Annotated in this window: 18 protein-coding genes and 1 pseudogene; 11 read left to right on the top strand and 8 right to left on the bottom strand. The window is 51.3% G+C overall.

Annotated elements, in window-relative coordinates:
* Positions 1–35 precede the first annotated feature (35 nt).
* Together alkB and apbE are read right to left on the bottom strand one after the other, a co-directional pair.
* On the bottom strand, positions 36–677 hold the full coding sequence (gene alkB / locus QRY16_RS08405) for a DNA oxidative demethylase AlkB (protein ID WP_289776268.1): 642 nt from the start codon (positions 675–677) through the stop codon (positions 36–38).
* 17 nt (positions 678–694) lie between these two features.
* Entirely contained in the window at positions 695–1,729 is a 1,035-nt protein-coding gene (apbE, locus tag QRY16_RS08400) for an FAD:protein FMN transferase ApbE (RefSeq protein ID WP_289776267.1), read from the bottom strand.
* 145 nt (positions 1,730–1,874) lie between these two features.
* Here apbE and QRY16_RS08395 point away from each other — a divergent pair, with 145 nt between their 5' ends.
* Positions 1,875–1,988 (top strand): response regulator, encoded by a 114-nt coding sequence (locus QRY16_RS08395; protein WP_193404825.1) that lies wholly within the window; start codon positions 1,875–1,877, stop codon positions 1,986–1,988.
* A gap of 330 nt (positions 1,989–2,318) precedes the next feature.
* Here the strand turns inward: QRY16_RS08395 and ompC are convergent, their stop codons facing one another.
* A complete protein-coding gene (gene ompC / locus QRY16_RS08390) occupies positions 2,319–3,434 on the bottom strand; it encodes a porin OmpC (protein WP_193404824.1) in 1,116 nt (371 codons plus the stop codon).
* A gap of 595 nt (positions 3,435–4,029) precedes the next feature.
* Positions 4,030–4,266: pseudogene (locus QRY16_RS08385) on the bottom strand (beta-barrel domain-containing protein); the annotation flags it as partial.
* A gap of 174 nt (positions 4,267–4,440) precedes the next feature.
* On the opposite strand from QRY16_RS08385, the gene QRY16_RS08380 reads away from it, so the two are divergent.
* The 3 genes from QRY16_RS08380 to rcsB are packed head-to-tail and all read left to right on the top strand — an operon-like array spanning position 4,441 to position 8,921.
* Positions 4,441–5,595: an MFS transporter gene (locus tag QRY16_RS08380; RefSeq protein WP_289776266.1), complete on the top strand. Its 1,155-nt coding sequence runs from the start codon at positions 4,441–4,443 to the stop codon at positions 5,593–5,595.
* Positions 5,596–5,614: 19 nt separating this feature from the next.
* On the top strand, positions 5,615–8,269 hold the full coding sequence (gene rcsD, locus QRY16_RS08375; RefSeq protein ID WP_289776265.1) for a phosphotransferase RcsD: 2,655 nt from the start codon (positions 5,615–5,617) through the stop codon (positions 8,267–8,269).
* 1 nt (position 8,270) lies between these two features.
* Positions 8,271–8,921 (top strand): response regulator transcription factor RcsB, encoded by a 651-nt coding sequence (gene rcsB, locus QRY16_RS08370; RefSeq protein WP_193404821.1) that lies wholly within the window; start codon positions 8,271–8,273, stop codon positions 8,919–8,921.
* Positions 8,922–9,144: 223 nt separating this feature from the next.
* Here rcsB and rcsC read toward each other — a convergent pair whose 3' ends face one another.
* Both rcsC and gyrA read right to left on the bottom strand, forming a co-directional pair.
* Positions 9,145–11,997 carry a two-component system sensor histidine kinase RcsC gene (gene rcsC, locus QRY16_RS08365; protein ID WP_289776264.1) on the bottom strand — a complete coding sequence of 951 codons (2,853 nt, stop codon included), beginning with the start codon at positions 11,995–11,997 and terminating at the stop codon, positions 9,145–9,147.
* Between the two features lie 292 nt (positions 11,998–12,289).
* Complete coding sequence (gene gyrA / locus QRY16_RS08360; RefSeq protein WP_289776263.1) at positions 12,290–14,929, bottom strand: DNA topoisomerase (ATP-hydrolyzing) subunit A; 2,640 nt, start codon at positions 14,927–14,929, stop codon at positions 12,290–12,292.
* A 176-nt stretch (positions 14,930–15,105) separates the two neighbouring features.
* Here gyrA and ubiG point away from each other — a divergent pair, with 176 nt between their 5' ends.
* From ubiG to yfaE, 5 genes are all read left to right on the top strand, one after another.
* Entirely contained in the window at positions 15,106–15,834 is a 729-nt protein-coding gene (gene ubiG / locus QRY16_RS08355) for a bifunctional 2-polyprenyl-6-hydroxyphenol methylase/3-demethylubiquinol 3-O-methyltransferase UbiG (protein ID WP_193404818.1), read from the top strand.
* A 112-nt stretch (positions 15,835–15,946) separates the two neighbouring features.
* Positions 15,947–16,204 (top strand): hypothetical protein, encoded by a 258-nt coding sequence (locus QRY16_RS08350; protein ID WP_289776262.1) that lies wholly within the window; start codon positions 15,947–15,949, stop codon positions 16,202–16,204.
* Between the two features lie 100 nt (positions 16,205–16,304).
* Entirely contained in the window at positions 16,305–18,590 is a 2,286-nt protein-coding gene (gene nrdA, locus QRY16_RS08345) for a class 1a ribonucleoside-diphosphate reductase subunit alpha (protein WP_193404817.1), read from the top strand.
* A gap of 77 nt (positions 18,591–18,667) precedes the next feature.
* Positions 18,668–19,798, top strand: a complete 1,131-nt coding sequence (nrdB, locus tag QRY16_RS08340; RefSeq protein WP_289776261.1) for a class Ia ribonucleoside-diphosphate reductase subunit beta — start codon at positions 18,668–18,670, stop codon at positions 19,796–19,798.
* Positions 19,799–19,800: 2 nt separating this feature from the next.
* Positions 19,801–20,061, top strand: a complete 261-nt coding sequence (gene yfaE / locus QRY16_RS08335) for a class I ribonucleotide reductase maintenance protein YfaE (protein ID WP_193404815.1) — start codon at positions 19,801–19,803, stop codon at positions 20,059–20,061.
* 32 nt (positions 20,062–20,093) lie between these two features.
* On the opposite strand, the gene QRY16_RS08330 is transcribed toward yfaE, so the two are convergent.
* On the bottom strand, positions 20,094–21,290 hold the full coding sequence (locus QRY16_RS08330) for a nicotinamide mononucleotide deamidase-related protein YfaY (protein WP_289776260.1): 1,197 nt from the start codon (positions 21,288–21,290) through the stop codon (positions 20,094–20,096).
* A gap of 215 nt (positions 21,291–21,505) precedes the next feature.
* Between QRY16_RS08330 and QRY16_RS08325 the strand changes: the two genes are divergently transcribed.
* On the top strand, positions 21,506–22,942 hold the full coding sequence (locus QRY16_RS08325; RefSeq protein WP_289776259.1) for a catalase: 1,437 nt from the start codon (positions 21,506–21,508) through the stop codon (positions 22,940–22,942).
* Positions 22,943–22,993: 51 nt separating this feature from the next.
* On the opposite strand, the gene elaB is transcribed toward QRY16_RS08325, so the two are convergent.
* Complete coding sequence (elaB, locus tag QRY16_RS08320) at positions 22,994–23,305, bottom strand: stress response protein ElaB (protein WP_289776258.1); 312 nt, start codon at positions 23,303–23,305, stop codon at positions 22,994–22,996.
* Between the two features lie 335 nt (positions 23,306–23,640).
* On the opposite strand from elaB, the gene QRY16_RS08315 reads away from it, so the two are divergent.
* On the top strand, positions 23,641–25,299 hold the full coding sequence (locus QRY16_RS08315) for a glucan biosynthesis protein D (RefSeq protein WP_289776257.1): 1,659 nt from the start codon (positions 23,641–23,643) through the stop codon (positions 25,297–25,299).
* The last annotated feature ends 1 nt before the right edge of the window (position 25,300 follow it).

Below are 25,300 nucleotides of genomic sequence, written 5' to 3'. Positions count from 1 at the left end.
GCAATAATTATTCGCAGGGCGTATTGACGCCCCTGTTAATGCACGCGACGGAAGGTCAGATTATAACGGAAGGCGCCGATCAGCGGATGCACGCCCGGTTTCAGCGGTAAAATCCCGTGATAGCGCAGGCGCGATGGCCCGCCCCACACCACCACGTCGCCGTGCTCCAGCAATATACGCTGAGCGCTGTCGCCACGTTCAAACCCGCCAAACTGAAATACCGCCGGCAAACCCAGTGATACCGACACAATCGGCTGGCGCAAATCCTTCTCATCTTTATCCTGATGCAGCGTCAGTTTTGCCCCCGGTTCATAGCGGTTAAGCAGGCAGGCGTCTGGGTTGAACAGAGGGAAACCTGCTTCGCGGGCGGCCTCCTGCGCCAGGCTGCGAAATAAGTGCGGCATCGGCGGCCATTTGCGGTTGTTTTGATCGTCTTGTTCGCTGTATTTATAACCGCGCGAATCAGTAGACCAGCCAAAATCGCCGCAGTTGGTCATGGCTACCGACATACGATGACCGCCTGGCGTGATGCGATAGGCAAACGGATTTTGCGCGGAGATGGACAAGATGTGTTGATAAAGCGCATCAGCATTGTCGCGTGCGCGGCGGCGTAAAATGACGGCCCCTTCCGCCAGCGGTTCTTGCCATGGTTCATCTTCGCTAAACAGATCCAGCATAGTGGCCCTCCTGTCGATCACTGTTTAATAAGGAAAGCGGCAAACTGCGGAGACATCCAGCTAACAAACTGGTCGCCCTGTTTGCTGATTAAATACACGGCCAGATGCTCTTTTAGCGCCAGCGCTTTCGCCTTTTCACTGCCCAGCACCATCAGCCCGGTATCCCAGCCATCGGCTTCAAGCGCGGTCGTCGCAATTACGGTTGCCGAAACCAGCCTGTGCTCAATTGGCCGCCCTGTGGCGGGGTCGATGATGTGGGAAATGCGTTTGCCGTCTAGTTCATAATAGTTGCGATAGCTGCCCGCCGTACTGATGCCATGACCGTGCAGTTCAACGCGCGCCTGCACCGCATTTTCACGATCGGTAGGTTTTTGAATTGCCACGCGCCACGGCTGACCGCTGGCATTGTTGCCGCGGCTCAATACTGCCCCGCCCACCGACACCAGATAATTACTGATGCCCTGCTGCTCCAGTAAACGTGCCAGATGATCGGTAGCAAATCCTTCGCCCAGCGTTGAAAGATCAACATACAAACCTGGCAGATCTTTTTGTAGCCACTGCCCATCTACGCCCTGAAGCACGCGTAAATGCTGTAAGCCGGTTAAGGCTTTAGCGGCAGCAATTTGTGCCTCGCTGGGTGTACGCGCTGGCTGCCTGTCCGGTCCAAACCCCCAGAGATTGACCAACGGCCCGACGGTGATATTCATCGCGCCCGACGTTTTATGACCAATGCGCAACGCTTCGGTGACAATATCCGCCATATTGGCGCTTACCGGTTGCGGCTCCCTGCTCTGGTTTTGATTAAAACGCGATAACGTCGAGTCCGGCTTCCAGGTAGAAAGCTCAGCATCATCGGCATCAAGCTGCTTTTGTATCGCCTGCCGCAAGGCAATTTTACGCCCGGCTTCCACGCCTGCCATACTGACGCGCCATACGGTCCCCATGGTTTTGCCTTCCAGTACCAGGGTCTGCGAGGGCGAACCTTGATCACAGCCTGCTAATAAAAACATTGCCAAAACCACTAACGGCAGATTAATCTGAATACGCATCATTCCTCACCTGTAAAACTTTATTCCAAGCTGATACAAAGCATAAACAACTCGTAAATCCGTGAAAATCGTCTTGATCCATTGTCAGGCCATTGCCACCATGAAGGCTTCCGCTCGCAACCGGGGCATGACATTAAAGGAGCATCAGATGATTTATATAATTCTCGCCATCGCTCTCGGCCTGTTTGCCTTCAGCAGTTATAAACTGTGGCAGCAAAAGCGCATCAGACATATTGCGCCCTCCCAGCCGCGCCAGCATTAACGCTCTCTGCACCAAAACAGAACATTGTTCCCTTCATCAGGGCGGCGGCAGTTTACCAGTTTCCAGTCGGTCTCCGTGGCGTTACGAGCGGTGAAACTGGCATGAATTCTGCACTGTTAAATCAGCGTTTAACTCTGAGAGGTGCGGAATGGATAAGACACAACCAAAGCGTATAGGCTGGCAACGCTGGCTGGATTTTTCAGCCTTCACCTTAGCAGGTTCGGCCTTTGAAGGAAGCGTTCCACCCGTTAACAGGGCGCGGAAGCAAAAGAAATGGCGTTCAGCGGAATAAAAAAAGGGGAGCGTGAGAGAGTCACGCTCCCTGTCCGCTTAGAACTGGTAAACCAGGCCCAGGGCGACAACGTCGTCGGTATTAACACCGGCAGCATCAGTAAAATCATTGTCGTCTAACAGGTTGATTTGATAATCAACATAAGTAGACATGTTCTTGTTGAAGTAGTAAGTCGCACCTACATCAATATATTTTTTCAGGTCCTGTTTGCCCCAGCCCTGAATATCTGTACCACGAGAAGTCACGTAAGCCAGTGATGGACGCAGGCCGAAATCAAACTGGTACTGTGCAACCAGTTCCCAGTTTTCTGCTTTATCTGCGTAACCGTAAGCGGCTGAATCACTGTCACCGAAGCGCGTCGCATTGTAAGACTTGGTGTACATCGCTGCCAGGTAAATATTGTTCGCGTCATATTTCAGGCCGCCGGTGTAGGCTTCGGCTTTATCACCACGACCCAGTATGGCTGGATTGTTCCGGCCATTCTGGTCATTAGTACGATCAGACTGGAACATAGCCGCACCGATACCAAAACCAGAACCCAGATCATAAGTGGTGCTCAGGCCCCAGCCGTCGCCGTTCTGACCCAGTACGTCACGGCCATTCGGTGATTCGTCACCGTCGCCGTTTTTCCCCTGATACTGCACGGCAAAGTTCCAGCCATCAACCAGGCCAAAGAAGTTGGTGTTGCGATAGGTTGCCATGCCATTGCCGCGCTGGAACAGGAAGTTATCTGCGCCATAGGTATCGCCGCCGAACTCAGGCAGTACGTCGGTCCATGCGCCGATGTCATACGTCACGCCATAGTTGCGACCATAATCAAGTGAACCTGCATCACCAAATTTCAAACCGGCAAAACCAATACGGGTATAGCTATTTGCGGTGCCTTCAGACTCAGCCGTATTCAGTGCAGCCTGATATTCCCACTGACCGTAACCAGTAATTTGATCATTAACTTCGGTTTCGCCCTTGAAACCAAAGCGCAGATACGACTGGTCACCATCGGTGCCATCGTCATCTGAGAAATAGTGCAGACCATCAACTTTCCCGAACAGGTCTAATTTATTACCGTCTTTATTATAGATCTCAGCTGCGTTTGCTGAACCTGCGGCGACCAGCAACGCAGGAACCATCAGGGAGAGAATGCGAAGTTTCATTTTATTACCCTCTGTTATGTGCCTTTATAATTTGCCACTGCAAACTGAACGATTAAAAATTCAGCCGGCAAGCCATTGTTCTTTTATAAAGAGCAATAATCCACCGCGAAAATGCTACTAAATTTCCGAAACTGTTTCATAAACCGCAATAGTTATTTCAATAAGTAAATTTTGGGGAACTAATAACCAGCACATATTGATGATAAACATAGCACAAAATGTTTACTTAATTTAATTCCCTTTAAAATCAAAAAGTTGAATCATGTCCTTCTCAGCACTGAATGATAAAACTTATATCTCATCAGTGCCTACAATAGATCCCGCTATCATCATTTATTTCATTATTACCTTCATTCACCCCGAATGAGATATTTACCCTAATTTCCCGCCGGACATGATTGTCCGGCATTTTTTTGCACAAAATGTCTCCCTGTCTTATTTAAACGTAAACTTAACTTACGTCTTAAAATAACAGCGTTTGCAGACCGCACTAAAGGTCAAATTCAGCACGGGTTATTCATTTAACCGGCAAACAATATTCGACTTAATTTATGCTGATAATAAAGAGAGGTGGATATAGCGCTGGATCGAATGATCAACGCTCACGCATCGATTCTTTGGCTTTATTCAGGGGTTTAAGTAAATAATCTATTACTGATTTCTGACCGGTTTTAATTTCCACATTCGCCACCATACCCGGCACAATCGGGAATTTTCGGCCTGCCCGGTTCGTTAGCTCTGCTTTCTGGGTACGAACATAGACACGATAGTAATATTGATCGCGTTTTGCCTCGTCCTGAAGGGTATCTGGCGAGACGATTTCTACTTCGCCAGGTTTATGCCAGGAAAGTTCTGGAAAAAAATCGCGGCGGGGAAAAAGTCGGTAAACTCCCTTTTTTGCCGATTGTTCGCTAATGATCACCCGTTTGATGAATACCTATTACGCGCAGAGAATTAACGGCTTCAATGCTACACTTGGCCGCTTTGTCACCGATGAATTTAAGCTATGACCGCACTGAATACCGCACAGCAGAACAGACATACCAGCCGCCTGCATTGGGGCACGCGCACTATCTTTTTAATTAACGGATTAGCCATGTCTGCCTGGGCCCCTCTGGTGCCTTTCGCACGCGATCGTTTACAGCTTACGGGTGCGTCGCTGGGCGCGCTGCTGCTGTGTTTAGGGATTGGATCGCTGGCAGCGATGCCGGTCACCGGTAAGCTGGTGGCACGTTTTGGTTGCCGCCGCGTCATGCTGGTATCAACGCTATTGGTGTTGATTATGCTGCCGCTGCTGGCAACCGCAGCATCTCATCTATTACTGGCTGCTGCGCTGATGTTGTTCGGTGCCGGTTTGGGCACACTGGATGTGGCAATGAACTATCAGGCGGTCGAGGTAGAAAAAGCAGCGGGTCGCCCGATGATGTCAGGCTTTCACGGCTTCTTCAGCCTGGGCGGCATCTTAGGCGCGGGAACGGTTAGTCTGTTACTGAGTGCCGCATTCACACCGCTCACTGCCGTTTTAGTCGTGATGGCCATCATGCTGCTGCTACTGATATGGCGTCTTCCTGGTTTTATGAACGATCGGCTGCATCAGCCCGAACAGCCGTGGCTGGTGATCCCACGCGGCTGGGTGGCGTTTCTCGGTGTGCTGTGCTTTATCCTGTTTCTGGCCGAAGGCGCGGTGCTGGACTGGGGTGCGCTACTGCTGCTACAAAGCCCGACGATGCCGCCCGCTCATGCGGGTCTCGGCTATGCGTTGTTTTCGGTGGCGATGACGCTGGGACGCTTCACTGGCGACAGCGTCATTCATCGCTTTGGTCGCTATCCGGTCATGCTGACTGGCGCCTTAGCCGCAGCGGCGGGCATGTCGCTGGCTGTGTTGCTGCCCTGGCCTGAGATGGCGCTGCTCGCCTTTTTGCTGGTCGGTTTTGGTTTAGCTAATACGGTGCCGATGTTGTTCAATGCTGTCGGGAATCAACAGGATATGCCAGCAAACCTGGCGATTTCAGCCATGACAACGCTGGGATATGCGGGTATTCTCTCAGGTCCGGCCTTAATCGGATTCATTTCTCAATGGTTCAGCCTCAGCGGCGCGTTTTTGCTAATTGCGCTATTACTGCTAGCTGTGGCGGCCAGTGCGCGACTGGTTGCGCGATAATTCAGGTATCTGAGACGTTATGTTGTATAAGTTTCCCCTGACATCAGGCAATGTCACCCGCTTTTTTGTGGTTTTCAATCTGGTGCTGTTACTGGCGCTGGGCTTTGTGGTGCACAACTCGGTGAACGCCTGGCTGACCGAAAAACGTTATGCCATGACTGACGTGGCGCGCGCCATGCAAAAACGCATTGATGCTTACCGTTTCGCCACCTGGCAGATTTATGAAAATCTGGCTACCAGTGCAGCGGGATCGACGCCGACCAGCAGCCTGCAGGAGACGCGTCTGCGCCCTGATGTTTATTATCTCGAAAAAACCCGTCGCAAAACCGAAGCGCTGATTTTTGGATCGCATGACAGCAGCACGCTCGACATGACCATGCGTATGTCCAGTTATCTGGATACGTTGTGGGGTGCAGAAAATCCAACCTGGTCGATGTATTTTCTGAATGGGCAGGATAACAGTCTGATTATGATCTCAACGCTGCCGCTGAAAGATATGGCGACACGTTATAAAGAAAGCGCCATCAGTTCGCTGGTTGATGGACGCCGTGCTGAGATGCTTCAGCAGGCCAATGCGCTGGACGAGCGAGAAAGCTTTTCGCCGCTGCGCCATTTATCCTTTCAGAACGACCACTATTTTACCGTGCGCACCACCTTCAATCAGCCAGGCCATCTGGCAACGGTGGTGGCATTTGATCTGCCAATTAATGACCTGATCCCACAGAATATGCCGTTGGAAAACTTCCAGCTGCGTCAGGTCGCGGCGTTGCCGAGCAGTACCGATCAGGAAGAGGCAGAGAACTCGCAAATTTCTTTGGCAAACCCTAACTTAGAAATTGCCGCCACGCTGCCGAGCACCTCGTTACAGCTGGTATATCGCGTTCCGGTTACCCGCTTATTTATCGATACGCTACACAATTTGTTATGGCCGCTGCTGAGTAACCTGCTGCTGTTCCTGCTGTCGCTTGCGGGCATGGTGCTGCTGCGTCAGCAGTCGCTGCGTCCCAGCGAGAACCAGAGTGCGGAACTTGATTCGCTGCGGGTTCTGAATGAAGAGATCGTCGCCAGCTTGCCGGTCGGCTTACTGGTATATGACTTTGCCAGCAACCGTACTTTGCTGAGCAATAAAATTGCAGAGCACCTGTTGCCTCATCTTAATTTACAAAAAATCATCAACATGTCAGACCAACATCAGGGCGTATTGCAGGCAACCATTAATAACGAAGTGTATGAAATCCGTCACGCACGCAGCATGCTATCGCCGCATACCCAGCTATTTATGATGCGCGATCAGGATCGTGAGTTGCTGGTGAATAAGAAGCTGCAAAAAGCGCAGCAGGTACTGGATCGTAATCACCAGATGCGTCAGCAACTGCTACAGAATCTGGGCCATGCGATAAATGTGCCGCTGGAAAAAATGGTGGCCCAACTGGTGCAACTGAGTCAGCACGATCACAACGAAGCCGTGCTTGACGTGCTGGATGAAAGCCAGGGTTTATCACGCCTGGTCGATGATATTGTGCTGCTGAATCGCCTTGAAGCGCACGACTGGTCGCCTGACGCCACGGTATTTAATTTACAAGAATTGTTAGATGAAATCGCGCTGGAAAGTTTGCCGCTGATGCGCCGCAAAGGCTTATCACTGGTGGTTAATAATCATCAACCTAATGATGAAATGCGTTTTGGCGATCGTCGTGCGCTGCGAAAAGTGCTGACCACGCTGGTGCATTATGCGTTGACCACCACGCGCTGGGGTAAGATTTCACTTGATGTAAAAACGCCTGAACAACATGCCGATCGCCTGAGCATTGAGCTGGTAGATACCGGTGCAGGCTTAACAGTAGATGAACTGGCCAATGTTGATTTCCCGTTCCTGGGTGATACCAGCCAGGATCGCTACGGTCAGGCTTCTGGCATGGCGTTTTTCTTGTGCAAACAGCTCTGTAAACAGATGGGCGGCAGCCTGGAAATCGTGGCAAAAGCCGACATCGGTACGCGTTATAACATCCAGTTGCCGCTCGCGCTGGAGCAAAGAAGTGTAGAGGAAGAAGAGAAAATTCTTGATGGCGTGACCGCATTAGTGGAAATCGCTATGGAAGATGTGCACAAAATCGTGTGTCGTCATTTGGAAAACTGGGGCGCACGTTGCCTGACGCCTGATGAACGTATTTCAGGACAAGATCATGACGTGCTGGTGACAGACGATCCGGCAAAATTAACGGGCTGGGCACTGCTGCTGGCTGAGGATGAACTTGGCCATCATGCGTTGAACGACCAGCAATATCGGGTCAATTTCAATCTGAGCAGCGCGTTACTTGATGCGCTGCTGGCGCTGATTGAGAAGCAATTGTCCCATGATGTTATGGAGGATAACACTGAAACAGAGGCTGCCACGCCACTTATGAGCGGGGGTTATTTCCAGCTATTCACTGAGACAGTACCGGATGATGTAAAGAGATTGTATACTGAGTCGGCGGAAAAGGATTACGCCTCGCTTGCTCAGACAGCGCATCGCCTAAAAGGCGTGTTTGCCATGCTCAATTTGCTACCAGGCAAACAGCTTTGTGAAGAGTTAGAACAGCACATTAATGTGTGTGACGATTCAAACATTACAAATACCACCAGTGATATTGACGCTTACGTCAACCAACTGCTGCAGCAAGGTAACCAATAAGATGAATAACTTAAACGTAATTATTGCCGATGACCATCCAATTGTTCTTTTCGGTATCCGAAAATCACTGGAACAAATTGAATGGGTTAATGTTGTAGGTGAGTTCGAAGACTCAACAGCACTGATTAACAACTTGTCCAAACTGGATGCTAACGTTCTGATCACCGACCTTTCTATGCCAGGTGAAAAATACGGCGACGGCATCACGCTGATTAAATACATTAAACGCCACTATCCCGATCTGTCGATTATCGTTCTGACCATGAACAATAACCCGGCCATTCTGAGTTCAGTACTGGATCTGGATATTGAAGGGATTGTGCTGAAGCAAGGCGCACCTACCGATCTGCCGAAGGCGCTGGCTGCCCTGCAGAAAGGCAAAAAATACACGCCAGAAAGCGTAGCAAAATTACTTGAGAAGATCAGTGCCGGTGGTTACGGCGATAAGCGTTTATCGCCGAAAGAGAGTGAAGTCCTGCGTTTGTTCGCCGAAGGTTTCCTGGTAACGGAAATCGCTAAAAAGCTGAATCGCAGTATTAAGACCATCAGTAGCCAGAAAAAGTCGGCGATGATGAAACTGGGCGTGGATAATGACATTGCTCTGCTGAACTACCTCTCTTCCGTGAGCGCGACGCAAGTCGAAAGAGACTAAGTGGTTTCCGGCAGTCATACATCCAGCCACGCTTCGGCTGCTGACAAACCTGAAGCGCGGAAAGCACAGGCCGAAAAGTAAAGCGTTCCGCGCCATGAACGGCGCGAACCGAGCCGTCATGGATGACGTTTCTGCAACTTTACTATCGTCTGTGTGATTTGCGCTGGCAGGCTCAGACGGTGCGTTCAGTACCGCCTTTCTCTTTCGCCCTACCCTTACCGCGCTATCCTTGCCGCGCTTTGCGTACCCGTTCAGCATAAATTGCCAGCGTCACTTTTAGCACGTCTAACGTCACCGGTTTCGACAGGCAATTGTCCATCCCCGCATCCATACAGCGCTGTTTCTCTTCCGCTAAGGCATTCGCCGTAACGCCAATGACAGGGAAAACATGACCTAACTGGCGTAAACGCTGTGTCAGGCGGTAACCATCCATATTTGGCATATTAACGTCGGTAAGGACAATATCGATCTCATTGCGACTTAATACATTGAGCGCATCCACGCCGTCCTGAGCCGTTTTGACCTGATAACCTAATGTTCCCAGCTGCTCAGACAGCAACATACGGTTTATCGGATGATCGTCAACGATCAGGACCATCAGATCGTCGTTATGTACTTTTTCTTCGACAGGACCCACTAGCAGTAGCGTATCAGCGGCCTCACTCTCGACAGCAATGCGATAGATGCGTGCCAGCAACGTTGGCAGTTCATGTAAAGTGGCTGTGCTATGAACCCAGCGCCCCGGCTGGTATTCACGCGGCATATCGGCATGCCCACCATTAAAGATGATACCGGCACGCAGCGGTGTATCGATCTCTGGCTCATAATCAGACAGCAAGACGTCATCGCTGCCCGCCTTGCCATTATATTCAGCGACCTGAATCCCCTGCTGCTGCAATAACCGTTCGATAAACTGCGCCAGATATTCATTACGCATCGCCAGCCAGATAGTTTTATCCTGCATTCCTTCCAGCAGCGGCGGCGAAGGCTGTTGCCCTTTATAAATGGGAATGCGCACGATGAACTGGCTACCCATAGCGGGTTCAGAGTCAACCTCAATATCGCCATCCATCATGTTGATCAATTTTTCACAAATTGCCAGCCCCAGGCCGGTTCCCTGGAAATTACGCTGTACGCCGCTACCCACCTGGAAAAACGGATCAAACAAACGCGGCATTTCTTTCGCCGGAATGCCGACGCCGGTATCACGTACGCGGAACGCCAGATACCCCTCGCACACGTAGGCGTGCAGAATAATGCAGCCGGTATGGGTAAACTTAATGGCGTTGTTCAACAGATTAGAGATGACCTGCTGCAAGCGCAGCGGATCGCCATCCAGCGACTGCGGCACATCGTGTTCGATGTAACAATATAATGTCAGGCGTTTTTTCACTACCAGCGACAGATAATTACCCACAATGTGGGTAATTACTTCACGCGGCGCAAACGGACGCGGCTCAATCTTTAGCTGTTCCGACTCAATTTTTGAGAAGTCGAGAATATCGCTGATGATTTTGAGCAACAGGCTGGAGGAGTTATTCATCGCCGTAACCAGAGAGTCCACGCTGGCTGGCAACTTTTTGGTTTGCAGCAAGTCAAGGTTGCCGATGATGCCGTACAAAGGCGTCCGCAGCTCGTGGCTGACGGTCGCCAGGAACATGGATTTTGACTGGCTGGCCTGCTCTGCTGCGTGCGCCATCTCCTGTAATGACTGTTCCATGCGCACGCGCGCAGAAACATCCACTAATACGCAAATCGCTACGTTTTCGTTGCGATAGCGTGAATGCACAAAACTGATTTGCAGGTTGGTATTGCTACCGGTAAGCACATCAACAAAGTTAACCTGCTGCCCGCCAATGATTTCATTAAGGCGCTGGCGATCTTCCTGCGTCAGCAGGGTCAGATAGTTATGCGCCAGTTCGTTACTCAGAATATTGGTGCCGTCGCTGGTGCGCAGAATACAAATGCCTACCGGTGCTGAAGCGACAATTTTACGGTTGAACTGTTCATGTTCTTCCAGCCGATGGGCGTTCTCTTCAGCAGGCAGAAACATACGGCGCTCAAACAGCCAGGCAAACGTAAACAGCAATACCGCGCTAAGTACATTCAGTAGCAACGCGTTAATCATCAACAGCTTGAGTTGATCAACCAGCACATCGGTGGAAACCGACCACACTACATTTAAGTCAGACGGTGGCAGCGGCTTTTTCAGCACCAGCTGGCGATAACCATCCAGGTAGCCAAACCAGGTTTTTTCATCGGGCAAATCATCCATTGCAAAGCCAACGCCGCCACGGCGCGACGTAATTAACGGACGATAGTTACTGTCGGTAATGGTAGCAACGACAGGCAAATTACCCGGCTGAATAAATTCGTCGAGGCGGATATTCTGCTCAACGCCAAGCAGCGCCTGCAGTTTATTGGCAACATATACCGGCATCACCATATAGAAATTGCCAATGCCAGGCTGCGTGCTGTTGTTTATCCAGTATATCGGATTGCGCCGTTCTTCTTCATTGCTGTTGCGGTAGTGCAGGACATGCTCGCGCAAGGTTTTCAGGCTGCGTTCACGATCGACACTGCTGCTGCCGATGGTGAAATCGGCGAGGCACTGATTTTCTCCTCCAATAAAGAACATGCGATTAAGTTCGTAAGACGAGGCGAAATTGCTTTTCCAGTAGTTGATGTAATAGCTCAGCGAATCCAGTGAGCTGCGCCAGGCTTTACTCATTGAAGTGCAATCGCCATCGGAAAACAGCGGCGTGAATTGGGGTTGAGTCGATTTGCCGGGCATCATGCCGGTCAAAACATCCAGCCCATTGTTGGCATTGGTTAAGCGGTTTTCGGTGATAAATTTCAGTTCACGCAACATGTCGGCTGAGTGCCGAACGTACCATTCTGTCAGGCCGTAATTACTGGAGAATTCCTGACGCACCTGGTTCTCTTTTTCATGAAGCACATTGATGATATAGAACGAGGTAAGCACCGCGCCCAACAACCAAATCAATAGCGCCAGCGCTCTGAATAAGTAGCGCGAAATGCGAAGCGTGGTGCGAAAAGAGACAAGATATTTCAAAGGAAACTCGCAGTTGGCAAGGTGAATCGCGTGATGAATGTGGAATGCCCATACACTAGCTTTATCATGCGAAAAAAGCCAGCCGGGGGCTGATCTGACAGGGTTTTAGGAACAGGGAACGTTGGCGTATCAGGGTTTCAGACGTAACGATCCAGCAACCCGTATTAACAGGCGCTGCGTAAAATTTAATGCGGTTCAGTTGAGACAGGTAAGCCATTAGATAAAAACGGCAAGTCGGGTTTCCCCTGACCTGCCGTTTACCGTTAAGCCTGAATTTCAGCCTGGCACAACATTACTCTTCGTCGTCAGCCGCTTCGTCTTCATCGTCGATGTCAGCTTCCGGTGCAATATCGTCATCACCTTCTGCGACGCTGCCATCAATGGAATCTAACTCTTCTTCCTCAACCGGTTCAGCCACACGCTGCAGACCCACTACGTTCTCGTCTTCTGCGGTACGAATCAGAATGACACCCTGCGTATTACGGCCCACGATACTGACTTCTGAAACGCGCGTGCGAACCAGTGTACCCGCATCGGTAATCATCATGATCTGATCGCTGTCAACGACCTGCACCGCACCAATTACCGGGCCGTTACGTTCAGTGACTTTGATCGAGATAACGCCCTGAGTCGCACGCGATTTGGTTGGGTATTCCGTGTTAGCGGTACGTTTACCGTAACCGTTCTGCGTCACGGTAAGAATGGCGCCATCTTCACGCGGCACAATCAGCGACACAACGCGATCGCCTTCTGCCAGCCTGATGCCACGAACGCCCGATGCGGTACGTCCCATTGCACGGACTGCCGTTTCGGCGAAACGCACCACCTTGCCCGCCGCGGAAAACAACATGGTTTCATCGCTACCGTTGGTCAGCGCCACGCCAATCAGCTCATCATCTTCACGCAGGTTGACCGCAATAATACCGGCGCTACGTGGGCGGCTGAACTCTTTCAGGGCCGTTTTCTTCACCGTACCGCTGGCGGTTGCCATGAAGATATTAAAGCCTTCAGTGTACTCGCGGACCGGCAAAATAGCAGTGATGCGCTCGTTGGCTTCCAGCGGTAGCAGGTTGACGATGGGTCGTCCACGCGCGCCACGGCTGGCTTCCGGCAGCTGATAGACCTTCATCCAGTACAGACGACCACGGCTTGAGAAGCACAGAATCGTATCGTGCGTATTAGCAACTAACAGACGATCAATAAAGTCTTCTTCTTTAATACGGGCTGCTGATTTGCCTTTACCGCCACGGCGCTGCGCTTCGTAATCCGTTAACGGCTGATATTTGACATAACCCTGATGTGACAGCGTTACGACAACATCTTCTTGATTGATGAGATCTTCAATATTGATGTCAGCGCTGTTAGCCGTGATTTCGGTTCGGCGTTCATCGCCAAACTGATCGCGCATTAACTCCAGCTCTTCACGAATGAGTTCCATCAAACGTTCCGCATTTTGCAGGATGTTAATCAGTTCGGCGATCTGATCGAGTAAGTTTTTGTACTCGTCGAGCAGTTTTTCATGCTCAAGTCCCGTCAGCTTCTGCAGACGTAAATCAAGGATGGCCTGCGCCTGCTGTTCGGTCAGATAATATTGGCCGTCGCGAATACCAAACTGGGCGTCCAGCCACTCTGGACGGGCGGCGTCATCACCGGCGCGCTCAAGCATGGCGGAAACATTACCCAGTTTCCATGGCTGCGCGATCAGGCCGCTTTTCGCTTCTGCAGGCGTTGGCGCCCGACGAATCAGCTCAATAATCGGATCGATATTCGCCAGCGCAATCGCCAGCCCTTCAAGGATGTGTGCACGGTCGCGCGCTTTACGCAGTTCGAAAATAGTACGACGCGTAACAACTTCACGGCGATGGCGAACAAAGGCTTCCAGAATCTCCTTCAGCGCCATAATCTTCGGCTGGCCCTGATGCAGCGCCACCATATTGATACCGAACGAAGTTTGCAGCTGTGTCAGGGAATACAGGTTATTCAGAACCACTTCGCCGACCGCATCGCGTTTGATCTCAATGACGATGCGCATGCCGTCTTTGTCAGACTCGTCACGCAACGCACTGATGCCTTCAATACGCTTCTCTTTTACCAGCTCCGCAATCTTCTCGATCAGGCGCGCTTTATTTACCTGATAAGGAAGTTCATGGACGATAATGGTTTCACGGCCTGTTTTCGCGTCAGCCTCTACTTCGCCACGGGCGCGAATGTAAATTTTGCCGCGACCGGTGCGATACGCCTCTTCGATACCGCGACGACCATTGATGATGGCCGCAGTAGGGAAATCAGGCCCCGGAATGTGCTCCATCAACCCTTCAACGCTGATGTTTTCATCTTCGATGTAAGCCAGGCAGCCGTTAATCACTTCGCGCAGGTTGTGTGGCGGAATGTTCGTTGCCATGCCCACTGCGATACCGGACGAACCGTTAACCAGCAGGTTAGGAATTTTAGTTGGCAGAACTTCAGGAATTTGCTCGGTGCCGTCGTAGTTCGGGACGAAATCGACGGTCTCTTTTTCCAGGTCAGCTAACAGATCGTGGGCGATTTTAGACATGCGCACTTCGGTATAACGCATCGCAGCAGCGGAGTCGCCGTCGATGGAGCCGAAGTTGCCTTGACCGTCCACCAGCATATAACGCAGGGAGAAAGGCTGGGCCATACGAACGATGGTGTCGTAAACGGCAGAATCACCATGTGGGTGATATTTACCGATAACGTCACCCACGACGCGGGCAGATTTTTTATAGGGTTTATTCCAGTCGTTACCCAGTTCGCTCATCGCGAAGAGTACGCGGCGATGCACCGGCTTCAGGCCGTCACGCACATCGGGTAAAGCTCGGCCAACGATGACCGACATGGCGTAATCGAGATAAGAATTTTTTAATTCTTCTTCGATATTGACCGGTGTAATTTCTCTCGCAAGGTCGCTCATGGAGCCGCTATCCCTCTACTTAATCCCGGATTTAAAGGTGCGAAAGTATATCACACTGCATTCATCTGGTGAATGTTAACCGCCGATTTCACGCGCTTTTCCTTGTGTTTGAAAGATGCGCCGCAGCAGGTTAAGCGTTTATACTGAGTCCACATTTTGTCAGGAGTTACGATTCAATGAATGCACAGCCGCAGAATCATCAGCAGAACGTCGATGCACAGGAAATTGCCAAGTTTGAGGCCGTTGCCTCGCGCTGGTGGGATCTCGAAGGTGAATTTAAGCCCTTGCACCGCATTAATCCGCTGCGCCTCGGTTATATTGCGCAACACAGCAACGGTTTATTTGGCAAAACGGTGCTGGATGTCGGCTGCGGCGGCGGTATTCTGGCGGAGAGCATGGCGCGAGAAGGCGCTCTGGTCACCGGCCTGGATATGGGCGCGGAGCCGCTGGCAGTAGCACGCCTGCACGCACTGGAAAGCGGCGTAAAACTCGATTACGTGCAGCAAACAGTGGAAGAGCACGCCGAAGCCAGCGCCGGAAAATACGATGTGGTGACCTGCATGGAGATGCTGGAACACGTTCCCGATCCGCGTTCGGTCGTTCACGCCTGCGCACGTTTAGTTAAGCCCGGTGGAGAGGTATTTTTCTCTACCCTCAACCGCAACCCTAAAGCCTGGCTGCTGGCCATATTTGGCGCGGAATATGTGTTGCGCATGGTGCCGCGCGGCACACATGATGTGAAAAAGTTTATCCGCCCGTCAGAGTTGCTGGCCTGGGTCGATGAAACCCCGCTGCGCGAGCAGAACATAATTGGTTTGCACTATAACCCGCTTACCAATGCATTCCGGCTGGGTCGTGGCGTTGATGTTAACTATATGATTCATACCCGTCACAGTAAAAATTAATCTCAGCGGCGCACAGCATCGCGTTTGTGCGCCGTCGTCATTTTCCTGTCATGATGTATTCTTAGCGTAGGTAACGCCCTCTTTAGCGGATGTGCATGTCAGCAGGCAGCCGATGCGTTTTAAGCCCAGCCGTAGGAAACGCCAGCCTGCTGTCTGGAAAAATGCGACGATGAATGAAAAATCAGCGGTCGATCAAGGAACGGAATTTTTTATCAAACCGGTTGACACGATGGCGAGCCTTACAACACGCGGCTTAAGAAATTCCGCAAAAAAAACAACCCTTGAATCATCATTTTTTCCTCTTGTTATGCCGCCGCAAATTACTAGAATATACCCCCATATTGTTATGCATTTCCTCTTTACCCCCTAGATGTAGTGTTTATCCACAACATTATTCACAATGAATATGTTGTGCATAAGCCGGGATTTCTTTTAATTTTTGGATACTCACGCAAAGGTAAAAACGCGACATGAACCAAAGTCTGCTCGTTACTAAACGCGATGGCCGCCAGGAGCGCATTGATCTCGACAAAATTCACCGTGTACTGGACTGGGCAGCCGAAGGGCTAAACAACGTCTCCGTGTCACAGGTTGAACTGCGCTCCCATATTCAGTTTTATGATGGCATCAGAACATCTGACATCCATGAGACTATCATCAAGGCCGCTGCAGACCTCATCTCTCGCGATGCCCCCGATTATCAGTACCTCGCTGCACGTTTAGCGATTTTCCATCTGCGTAAAAAAGCATACGGCCAGTTTGAACCGCCGAAGCTGTACGATCAGGTTGTGAAAATGGTGGATAAGGGTAAATACGATCGCCATCTGCTGGAAGACTACAGCGTTGAAGAATTCGAACAGATGGACGCGTTTATCGACCACTGGCGCGATATGAACTTCTCTTACGCTGCGGTTAAGCAGCTGGAAGGCAAATATCTGGTACAGAACCGCGTCTCGGGTGAGATTTATGAGAGCGCGCAGTTCCTGTATGTTCTGGTCGCCGCTTGCCTGTTCTCAGGTTATCCGCGCGATACGCGTATGGATTACATCAGGCGCTTCTATGATGCGATCTCAACGTTTAAAATCTCGCTGCCGACGCCTATCATGTCTGGCGTGCGTACCCCAACGCGCCAGTTCAGCTCGTGCGTCTTGATCGAATGTGGCGATAGTCTCGACTCCATTAATGCCACCTCCAGCGCAATCGTGAAATACGTTTCTCAGCGTGCAGGTATCGGCATCAACGCCGGTCGTATCCGCGCTCTGGGCAGCCCAATTCGTGGCGGCGAAGCTTTCCACACCGGTTGTATTCCGTTCTATAAGCATTTTCAGACGGCGGTGAAATCCTGTTCGCAGGGCGGCGTGCGCGGTGGTGCAGCCACGCTGTTCTACCCCATGTGGCATCTGGAAGTCGAAAGTCTGCTGGTGTTGAAAAACAACCGCGGCGTAGAAGGCAACCGCGTGCGTCACATGGATTACGGTGTGCAGCTCAATAAACTGATGTATCAACGTCTGCTAAAAGGCGAAGAGATCACTCTGTTTAGCCCCTCCGATGTGCCGGGCCTGTACGATGCGTTCTTCGCCGATCAGGATGAATTTGAACGCCTGTACACCAAATACGAAAAAGATGACAGCATCCGCAAGCAGCGCGTGAAAGCGGTCGATCTGTTCTCATTGATGATGCAGGAACGTGCCTCAACGGGCCGTATCTATATTCAAAACGTCGATCACTGCAATACTCACAGCCCGTTTGATGCCAGCATCGCGCCGGTTCGCCAGTCTAACCTGTGCCTGGAGATCGCGTTGCCAACCAAGCCGCTGGATGATGTTAACGACGAAAACGGTGAAATTGCGCTGTGTACGCTATCGGCGTTTAACCTTGGTGCTATTGAAAGCCTCGACGATTTAGAAGAGCTGGCAACGCTGGCGGTGCGTGCGCTTGATGCCCTGCTCGACTACCAGGATTATCCCATCCCCGCCGCACAGCGTGGCGCGATGGGGCGTCGCACGCTGGGTATCGGCGTCATTAACTACGCTTACTACCTGGCGAAGCATGGCGTGCGTTACTCTGACGGCAGCGCCAATGGTCTGACACACAAAACGTTCGAAGCGATTCAGTACTATCTGTTGAAAGCTTCCAGCGAGCTGGCGAAAGAGCAAGGCGCGTGCCCGTGGTTTAACGAAACCACTTATGCGCAAGGCATTATGCCCGTTGATACTTACAAGAAAGATCTCGACGCCATCTGTAGCGAGCCGCTGCATCTGGACTGGGATGGCCTGCGTGAGCAGATTAAAACCCACGGCCTGCGTAACTCTACGCTGTCCGCGTTGATGCCGTCTGAAACCTCTTCACAGATCTCCAACGCCACTAACGGTATCGAGCCGCCACGCGGTCACATCAGTATTAAAGCGTCCAAAGACGGCATTCTGCGTCAGGTAGTGCCAGAGTACGAGCGTCTGAAAGATCAGTATGAGCTGCTGTGGGAAATGCCAAACAACGACGGGTATCTGCAACTGGTTGGCGTGATGCAGAAGTTTATCGACCAGGCGATTTCGTCAAACACCAACTATGACCCGTCACGCTTTGCAAACGGTAAAGTACCAATGAAGCAGCTGCTGAAGGATTTGCTGACGGCATATAAGTTCGGTGTAAAAACGCTTTATTACCAAAACACCCGTGACGGTGCAGAAGATGCGCAGGACGATCTGGCACCTTCAATCCAGGATGACGGCTGCGAAAGCGGCGCATGTAAAATCTAACGGTCAGGCGGGAGCTCTCCCGCCTTAGTCATTTCACGGGGCCTTTGTGCGTCCCGTTCAATTTTGGACAGTTTTTTATGGCTTACTCCACTTTTTCACAAAACAAAAATGATCAACTGAAAGAGCCGATGTTTTTCGGTCAGCCGGTTAATGTGGCGCGCTTTGACCAGCAAAAATATGACATCTTTGAAAAACTGATTGAGAAACAGCTCTCCTTCTTCTGGCGCCCGGAAGAGGTTGATGTTTCCCGCGACCGCATCGATTATCAGGCGCTGCCGGAGCATGAAAAACACATTTTTATTAGTAACCTGAAGTATCAGACGCTGCTGGACTCGATTCAGGGCCGCAGCCCGAACGTCGCGCTGCTGCCGCTGATTTCTATCCCGGAACTGGAAACCTGGATTGAAACCTGGGCCTTCTCCGAAACCATTCATTCTCGCTCTTACACCCATATCATTCGTAACATCGTCAACGATCCGGCTGTGGTTTTTGATGACATCGTCACGAACGAGCAGATCCTTGCACGCGCGCAGGACATCTCGCAGTACTACGATGATCTGATCGAAATGACTAACTACTGGCATCTGTTGGGTAAAGGCTCGCATCAGGTAAACGGCAAAACGGTTACGGTTAGCATGCGGGCGCTGAAAAAACAGCTCTATATCTGCCTGATGAGCGTGAATGCACTCGAAGCCATTCGTTTTTACGTCAGCTTTGCCTGTTCATTCGCGTTCGCTGAGCGCGAACTGATGGAAGGTAACGCAAAAATTATTCGCCTGATTGCACGCGATGAAGCACTACACCTGACCGGCACTCAGCATATGTTGAACCTGCTGCGCACGGGTGAAGACGACCCGGAAATGAAAGAGATTGCGGCGGAATGTCGTGATGAATGTTTCGAACTGTTTAAGAAAGCGGCGCTGCAAGAAAAAGAGTGGGCAGAATATCTGTTCAGTGGCGGTTCGATGATCGGCCTGAACAAAGATATTCTGTGTCAGTACATCGAATATATCACTAACATCCGTATGCAGGCGGTGGGTCTCGACCTGCCATTCCAGACGCGTTCTAACCCAATTCCGTGGATTAACTCCTGGCTGGTGTCTGATAACGTTCAGGTTGCGCCGCAGGAAGTGGAAGTGAGTTCGTACCTGGTGGGTCAAATCGACTCTGAAGTGGGCGAAGACGATTTTAACGACTTCCAGCTGTAAGCATGAGCCGTTCTGTTGTTATCCTGCGCACTTCCGGCACCCGGCTGGAGTGTTCAGAAGATCACCCTAACCTGCTGACGATGCTGGAAAAGCAAAACATCTGCATAGAGTTTCAGTGTCGTGAAGGCTATTGTGGCTCCTGCCGTACGCGCTTGCTGAAAGGGGAAGTGCACTACGCAGAGACGCCGCTGGCATTTGTGGAACAGGACGAAATTCTTCCCTGTTGCTGCAAGGCAAAGGGTGAGATCGAAATTGAGCTGTAATTGACATGGGCGCCTGGGGCGCCCATTTTGCTTTAATTTTTTACCGTTTCGAGCACATCAATCCAGCCATGACCCGTGCTGACTTCACTGCCGTATAGCCAGCGACGCAACATATTCATCGCCATCATCGCCACCACTTTCTGCCGTGTCTCCTGATTATGCCGACCATGCGTGAACTTCACCCGTTGTCCCCACGTCGCCTCTGGCGTATGCAGCGCTACCGATACTTCGTCTTGCTCTAATGCACCGACTGATAACGCCAGCTGCGTATGCTGGCGCGTTGCCAGCGCTTTAGTCCGTGCCACCAAAGCTTCCAGCGTCTCATTCTGGTGCGGCAATATTTCTGCGGCGCTCAACGGCACGCCTGCGGCGGCTAACTGCCAGTTCAGCAGGCCAGCCGTGAATTGTTCGCTGATCGTCAGATAAAACTCACGCGCTGTTAATTCACGTGCCAACAGCGCTGGTAATCCTTCCGTCCCTTCAAAAATAGTGCACTCCGCCAGTTGCAGGCGGATTTGCTGCCATATCTGCTCCATCGCCACTTGCTGACTGGCTGGACCGGTAAGTTTGATTTCAATGACTGGCATAGAGGTGCGATACCCCATCACGACACCTTCTGGCAGCACAAGCGGTTCCAGCTCTGCCGCTAAATCGCTTTCACCCCGACCAAAGGTGGTCAGACGTAAACAAAGCGGTGGTGCCGGCAGCGCAAATTTACTTTTTAATCGCGGGATGATTTGCTGCTCAACCATGATTTTAAATTCGGATGGCACGCCAGGGGTAAAGAACATCCAGCAGCGATTGAGTTGCAGCGCAAAGCCACAGGCAGTGCCGACCGGATTATCCAGCATCTCAGCATTGGCTGGAATTTCAGCCTGCTTGCGATTGCTGGGCGCCATGGTACGGCCGCGACTGGCAAACCAGGTCTCTATTTTTTCCAGCCACGCCTGCTGCATCACCAGCCCGATGCCGCAGGCCTTTGCGGCCGCCTGCGCGCTGAGATCATCGCTGGTGGGGCCAAGCCCGCCGTTGACGATCAAAACATCGGCTTCGTGACTGCGCGCCAGTAGCGTATCCACCAGTGACGTCATCGCGTCGCCTACCGTGCTGCGAGATGTCATCGGTAAGCCCTGCTGGAACAGGACATCAGCCAGCCAGGCTGCGTTGGTATCGACGATTTGGCCGTGCAGCACTTCATCACCGGTTGATAACATTTCTACTCTCATCACGTTCAGTTCTCCTTTTGCCGGTTGCTCTACTGTAGGAAGCCCGCCGACTAAACACAATCAATCCTGTGCGATTAACGGTTTTACCAAATAGCAGCAATAGTTTTTGCCAGATTGCCGAACGAAGCGCAAAAAAACAAAATGGGCGTACAAAAGGTTTACCCAATCGTTAAAAGATAATCAGACGGCAATTCTTATCATAAGAGGGAAAAATAGTGATGAAAAAAGGGCTTACTACCGCTTCGGGCGCACCGGTTGCGCATAACAATAACAGTATGACCGCAGGCCGACGTGGCCCGATGCTGCTGCAAGATGTGTGGTTCCTTGAAAAGCTGGCCCACTTCGACCGTGAAGTTATCCCTGAACGTCGCATGCATGCGAAAGGGACTGCGGCGTATGGCACCTTTACTGTTACCCAGGATATTACACATTTTAGCCGGGCCAATATTTTCTCTGAGGTGGGCAAGAAAACTGATCTTTTCTTGCGCTTCTCAACCGTAGCGGGTGAACGCGGGGGAGCCGACGCCGAACGGGATATTCGTGGTTTCGCCATCAAGTTTTACTCCGAAGAAGGCAACTGGGATCTGGTTGGCAACAATACGCCAGTATTCTATCTGCGCGATCCGCTGAAATTCCCCGATCTTAACCATGTCGTAAAACGCGATCCGCGCACTAATCTGCGCAATCCAACCTACAAATGGGACTTCTTCTCGCATCTGCCGGAAGCATTGCATCAGCTCACCATCGATTTTAGCGACCGTGGACTGCCCCGCTCTTATCGCCATATTCATGGTTTTGGCAGCCATACTTACAGCTTTATCAATGATCAACAGGAACGCTTCTGGGTTAAGTTCCATATGCGCTGCCAGCAAGGCATCGAAAATCTGATGGACGAGGAGGCGGCAACCTTAATTGGTCAGGATCGTGAAAGTTCGCAACGCGATCTGTTTGAATCGATCGAAAAAGGTGATTTCCCGCGCTGGAAATTTTATGTACAGGTGATGCCGGAGCAGGAAGCCTCCCAGACGCCCTATAACCCCTTTGATTTGACCAAAATCTGGCCGCATGCCGATTATCCGCTGATTGAAGTGGGTGAATTTGAGTTGAACCGCAACCCGGATAACTATTTTGCTGAAGTGGAACAGGTGGCGATGAGTCCTGCCAATATCGTACCGGGCATTGGCTTCTCGCCGGATCGTATGCTGCAAGGTCGGCTGTTCTCGTATGGCGATGCGCACCGCTATCGTCTGGGCGTAAATCATCATCAAATCCCGGTTAATGCGCCAAAATGCCCGTTCCATAATTATCATCGCGATGGGGCGATGCGTATTGATGGCAATAGCGGCAATGGCCCAACGTATGAACCGAACAGCTTTGGCGTATTCCAGGAGCAGCCAGATTTCAGCGAACCCCCGCTCTCGCTGGAAGGCGCCGCCGATCACTGGAATCATCGGGAAGATGAAGATTACTTTAGCCAGCCTCGTGTGCTGTTTGCGCTGATTGGTGATGAAGAACGTCAGCGTATGTTTAAGCGTATCGCCGGAGAACTGGCACAGGTGCCAGAATTTATCCAGCAGCGTCAGATTGCCTTATTTTATCAGGTGGATGAAGTGTATGGTGCTGGCGTCGAACGCGCGCTGACCGAAGCAAAATAGCCAACAAAAACGGCGGGGAGAAACCCGCCGTTTTATGACTGCTGATACGGCTTAACGACGCGCCAGCAGCAGTCCCATTATCAGCCCGGCGGTCGCACCGATGCCGATGCCCTGCCAGGGTTTTTCATGCACATAATCATCAGCGCGATAAGCAGCTTGTTTGGCGCAATAGTAATAACTGTCGGACGCCTGGCTGACACGTGATTTCACATCGTGCAGCGCCTGCTCCGCTTTAGTTTTGAGCTCAATGTATTTCTGGTCTGTCGGATCGCCCGACGACTTCAACACTTCTTCCAGCGTTTCAGTCAGCAGCGTTAAATCATCATCCAGGCCAGTCTCAAACGGTTCAGTCTGTTTCACCATTATTTTCTCCGTGTACATTGCGAAGCGGTCCATTAACTATAGCCACTAATTTTCGCCCTGCCGCTTTCCCTTGCCAGGAATCACCCGAGTTTTCATCCGTTAACGTGTTTTTCCTTTTCACGCTACGCTTGAGACTTGTACAAAGAACCTGAGCCAGACACTGCAAGCGACAATTTCCCTTCGCTTCTTTGATTAATCTGATAAATTTTGTTCAGACTGAATTTTTCAATAACCCGGCTGTCGTATCCACCTGTTGCCTGCGATTATCAGGCCATGTAAGTGCATTACGCACGACAGTCACGACAAACTCGAACAGCTAAGGAAAGATCTCTGGCATGAATCGAAGAATGTTTATGAAAGCGTCAATGGCCTTTTCCGCTGTCAGCGGCATGACCGGCCTGTCAACGCTGTTTGCACAATCCGCCTGGGCAGAAGATGGCATTGCTGACGGAACCGCAGTACGCTTCGATTTTGACGTATTGAAGAAAAAAGCGGCTAATCTGGCAAAACAACCCTGGGGCGGCGCACCGGGTGCGCTTCCAGAAACGCTGGCTACTTTAACGCCGCAGGCGTACAACGACATTCAGTACGATGCAAATCACTCTTTATGGAATAATATTCCCAACCGCGAGCTTGACGTGCAGTTCTTTCACGTTGGTATGGGCTTTAAGCGTCGCATCCGTATGTTCTCGGTTGATAGTGACAGTCGCGAAGCGCGTGAAATCCACTTTCGTCCCGAGCTGTTTAACTACAACAGCGCCAAAGTTGATACTCAACAGCTGGAAGGCAAAACTGATCTTGGCTTCGCCGGCTTCCGTGCCTTCAAAAAGCCTGAGCTGGCCCGCCGCGACATCGTCTCATTCTTAGGCGCCAGCTATTTCCGTGCCGTTGATGATACTTTCCAGTACGGTTTGTCGGCGCGCGGCGTGGCTGTGAATACTTTCAGCAATGGCCAGGAAGAGTTTCCTGACTTTACCGCTTTTTGGTTCGAAACCCCGGCAGCGGATGACAACACTTTTACCTGTTATGCACTGCTGGACGGCGCCAGCCTGACCGGCGCGTACAAGTTCATCATTCATTGCGAAGATAAACGCGTGGTAATGGAAGTGGAAAACCACTTGTATGTCCGCAAAGCCATTCGTCAGCTTGGCATCTCGCCCATGACCAGTATGTTCAGCTGTGGCACCAACGAACGGCGGATGTGCAACACCTATCATCCACAGATCCACGACTCCGATCGTCTGGCGATGTGGACCGGCAAAGGCGAATGGATCGCTCGCCCATTGAATAATCCGCAGCGTTTGCAGTTCAACGCCTACGAGGACGAGAACCCCCGCGGGTTTGGTCTGCTGCAGCTTAATCATGATTTCAAGGATTATCAGGATGTTATTGGCTGGTACGACAAACGTCCAAGCTTATGGGTTGAACCAGTCGGAAAATGGGGTAAAGGTGCTATCAATTTGATGGAGATCCCCACTACCGGGGAAACGTTAGATAACGTGGTTTGCTTCTGGCAACCCGCGGAGCCGGTTAAAGCCGGTAGCGAATTAAGTTTCTCCTACAAACTCTACTGGAGCGGCTTACCGCCCGTTCGTAGCGCGTTGGCGCGCGTTGATGCCACCCGCACCGGTATTGGTGGCTTCCCTGAAGGCTGGGCACCTGGCGAACACTTCCCGGATACGTGGTGCCGCCGTTTTGCTATCGACTTCATCGGTGGCGAACTTAAAGCCGCAGCGCCGAAAGGGATTGAACCCGTCATTACCGTGTCTTCCGGTACGTTTAAGCAGGTTGAAATTCTTTATGTCGAGCCGATTGACGGTTATCGCATTCTGTTCGACTGGTATCCAGACAGCGACGCCACCCAGCCGGTAGAGATGCGCCTGTTCCTGCGTACCAAAGATGAGACGCTGAGTGAAACCTGGCTGTATCAGTATTTTCCACCACCACCAGACCAGCGTAAATACGTTGATGACCGGCAAATGACGCCGGGTTAAC

It is taken from the genome of Mixta mediterraneensis, from assembly GCF_030283135.1.
Lineage (GTDB): Bacteria > Pseudomonadota > Gammaproteobacteria > Enterobacterales > Enterobacteriaceae > Pantoea > Pantoea mediterraneensis.
This window is presented reverse-complemented; position numbering and strand designations above follow the sequence as displayed.

Excerpts from the sequence above, each read along its gene's own strand:
- QRY16_RS08380 (WP_289776266.1), top strand. The coding sequence starts at position 4,441 with ATGACCGCACTGAATACCGCACAGCAGAACAGACATACCAGCCGCCTG.
- ompC (WP_193404824.1), bottom strand. The coding sequence starts at position 3,434 with ATGAAACTTCGCATTCTCTCCCTGATGGTTCCTGCGTTGCTGGTCGCC.
- QRY16_RS08315 (WP_289776257.1), top strand. The coding sequence starts at position 23,641 with ATGAATCGAAGAATGTTTATGAAAGCGTCAATGGCCTTTTCCGCTGTC.
- apbE (WP_289776267.1), bottom strand. The coding sequence starts at position 1,729 with ATGATGCGTATTCAGATTAATCTGCCGTTAGTGGTTTTGGCAATGTTT.
- ubiG (WP_193404818.1), top strand. The coding sequence starts at position 15,106 with ATGAATGCACAGCCGCAGAATCATCAGCAGAACGTCGATGCACAGGAA.
- QRY16_RS08325 (WP_289776259.1), top strand. The coding sequence starts at position 21,506 with ATGAAAAAAGGGCTTACTACCGCTTCGGGCGCACCGGTTGCGCATAAC.
- gyrA (WP_289776263.1), bottom strand. The coding sequence starts at position 14,929 with ATGAGCGACCTTGCGAGAGAAATTACACCGGTCAATATCGAAGAAGAA.
- alkB (WP_289776268.1), bottom strand. The coding sequence starts at position 677 with ATGCTGGATCTGTTTAGCGAAGATGAACCATGGCAAGAACCGCTGGCG.
- QRY16_RS08350 (WP_289776262.1), top strand. The coding sequence starts at position 15,947 with ATGCGTTTTAAGCCCAGCCGTAGGAAACGCCAGCCTGCTGTCTGGAAA.
- nrdA (WP_193404817.1), top strand. The coding sequence starts at position 16,305 with ATGAACCAAAGTCTGCTCGTTACTAAACGCGATGGCCGCCAGGAGCGC.
- yfaE (WP_193404815.1), top strand. The coding sequence starts at position 19,801 with ATGAGCCGTTCTGTTGTTATCCTGCGCACTTCCGGCACCCGGCTGGAG.
- QRY16_RS08395 (WP_193404825.1), top strand. The coding sequence starts at position 1,875 with ATGATTTATATAATTCTCGCCATCGCTCTCGGCCTGTTTGCCTTCAGC.
- elaB (WP_289776258.1), bottom strand. The coding sequence starts at position 23,305 with ATGGTGAAACAGACTGAACCGTTTGAGACTGGCCTGGATGATGATTTA.
- rcsB (WP_193404821.1), top strand. The coding sequence starts at position 8,271 with ATGAATAACTTAAACGTAATTATTGCCGATGACCATCCAATTGTTCTT.
- nrdB (WP_289776261.1), top strand. The coding sequence starts at position 18,668 with ATGGCTTACTCCACTTTTTCACAAAACAAAAATGATCAACTGAAAGAG.
- rcsD (WP_289776265.1), top strand. The coding sequence starts at position 5,615 with ATGTTGTATAAGTTTCCCCTGACATCAGGCAATGTCACCCGCTTTTTT.